Origin of the sequence: Ligilactobacillus murinus DSM 20452 = NBRC 14221, assembly GCF_001591685.1 — a bacterium.
GTDB classification, from domain to species: Bacteria; Bacillota; Bacilli; order Lactobacillales; family Lactobacillaceae; genus Ligilactobacillus; species Ligilactobacillus murinus.
Window position 1 is genome coordinate 1 of sequence record NZ_BCVJ01000103.1, and the last position, 1,659, is coordinate 1,659.

Genomic DNA, 1,659 nt, shown 5'->3' on the forward strand with positions numbered 1-1,659 from the left:
CTGTAGCCCACTAGCATGCACTTCACTGATATAATTTGCGATCCCATCAGCGGCACCACCAGTGAGGCCCCCCTTGCCACTTGCAAAAGTATTTAAACTCTTTTGTGTTTTACGTAATAGATCACGCCGGCTATTCAAACCTTGGTTTGCCGCTAGCATGAATTCATATAGCTCCATGTAATTCATCTTAGTCATTTGCTTCACCTCATCTTCTGGCTGTTAAATTATCCTTGAAGTACTGATAGTTATCTAACTTTTTATTTGAAAGATCTATTGTTCACCCGTATTTTTTTCGATCAATTTTCCTTGTTCACTTAGTTCTTTGATAATATGTTGCATGGCCCATTTACGATATTTAGCAAATAAATAGATCGCAATGATGATCGGAGCAAAAATTGCTAAGCCATAAAGCACTCCATGACGATCACCGATCACAACTGATATCGTATTGGCTAGACCGATCCCAGCTGCTAAGATCCCGAAACCTAGGTAACTAACTACACCACCAAAAAGATATGACTTTTCAAAGACTACGCTACCATCTTGAATATAAAATTCTTCAGGATGAGCCAAGATACGTTGTTGATAATATTTAAATGACATAAAGCCACTCAGTAACAAGACCCCACTTAAGCCAAAAACTGCTAAAAATAATGAAACTGCCTCATTTTTAACTAAGTCTCCCAATAAGATCATTGCTCCACCAGCTGAAGCAAAAACCACTAATGTTTGAAATAATGCAAAACCTGTAGATAATTTACCTGCCACACCACTCTTACCAACTGATAAATTCAAGCAATAAACGATCACAAACAACACAATAACACCTAATAAATCAAATACATTTGTCATTGTAATTCTCCTCTCGATCTTAAAAATAATAAGGGTCAATCAATATCTTTAGACTTACTTTCATCATCCTCTACTTGCAACAACCCTTTGCGACGTAACACCCAGACGATATACTTAAACATCCATTTGCGGTATTGGGTTATTAACCAAATTGCTACGATAAGTGGGATCAACACTGTACTAGCAATCAGTAAACCTTCCCTATCACCGACTAGCGCCATTACAATATACATTGCTCCAATACCTGCTGCTAATAAACCATATGTCATGAATGACGTTATTCCACCTAGCAGATAAGATTTATTTATCTCTAAATCTTCTCCTTTAACTGTCACTTCATCCGGATGTTTTACTACACGATTCCGATAAAACACTATCAATATCAATCCACTCACTATTAAAGGACCCGATAAGCCTAACATTGTTCCTAAACTCCCCCAAATGTCATACTTTGCTGTTTTATCATACATTGTCTGACCTAGCGCTGCCCCATTCAAGATAGCTAAAGCTCCGATTATCACACTATATCCAATAGCCTCCAAGCCATTTAATTTGTCACTATATCCTCGCGTGCCAAATGTCAATACTGTTGCTAATACTCCCAAACATAACCAAATCACTATATAGGGACTATCCCATGTCTCTATTGCCATATCATCGCCTCCAATTCTCTGATTCTACCACGTATAGAGTTCTTTCATATCTCTCAAAAGATCAAACGTATTGTCTAATTCAGACCGAACACTATTATCACCAAATTTTTCTCTGAGCATTGCTCTATTTGCGATCTTATCGGTTACCTTGCCG

3 protein-coding genes are annotated in these 1,659 nt (G+C 37.7%); all 3 read right to left on the reverse strand.

All coding sequences use genetic code 11. The features are described from left to right. A partial coding sequence (locus LMU01S_RS09920) for a hypothetical protein (protein ID WP_156470418.1) occupies positions 1-195 on the reverse strand: 195 nt, incomplete at its 3' end. Positions 196-270: 75 nt separating this feature from the next. Further along, positions 271-852 carry a hypothetical protein gene (locus LMU01S_RS09925; RefSeq protein ID WP_056959807.1) on the reverse strand — a complete coding sequence of 194 codons (582 nt, stop codon included), beginning with the start codon at positions 850-852 and terminating at the stop codon, positions 271-273. Positions 853-887: 35 nt separating this feature from the next. Next, positions 888-1,505: a hypothetical protein gene (locus LMU01S_RS09930; RefSeq protein WP_061773583.1), complete on the reverse strand. Its 618-nt coding sequence runs from the start codon at positions 1,503-1,505 to the stop codon at positions 888-890. Positions 1,506-1,659 lie beyond the last annotated feature (154 nt).

Bases quoted from the DNA above. Each gene is read 5' to 3' on its own strand.
- LMU01S_RS09925 (WP_056959807.1), bottom strand. From the start codon at position 852: ATGACAAATGTATTTGATTTATTAGGTGTTATTGTGTTGTTTGTGATC.
- LMU01S_RS09930 (WP_061773583.1), bottom strand. From the start codon at position 1,505: ATGGCAATAGAGACATGGGATAGTCCCTATATAGTGATTTGGTTATGT.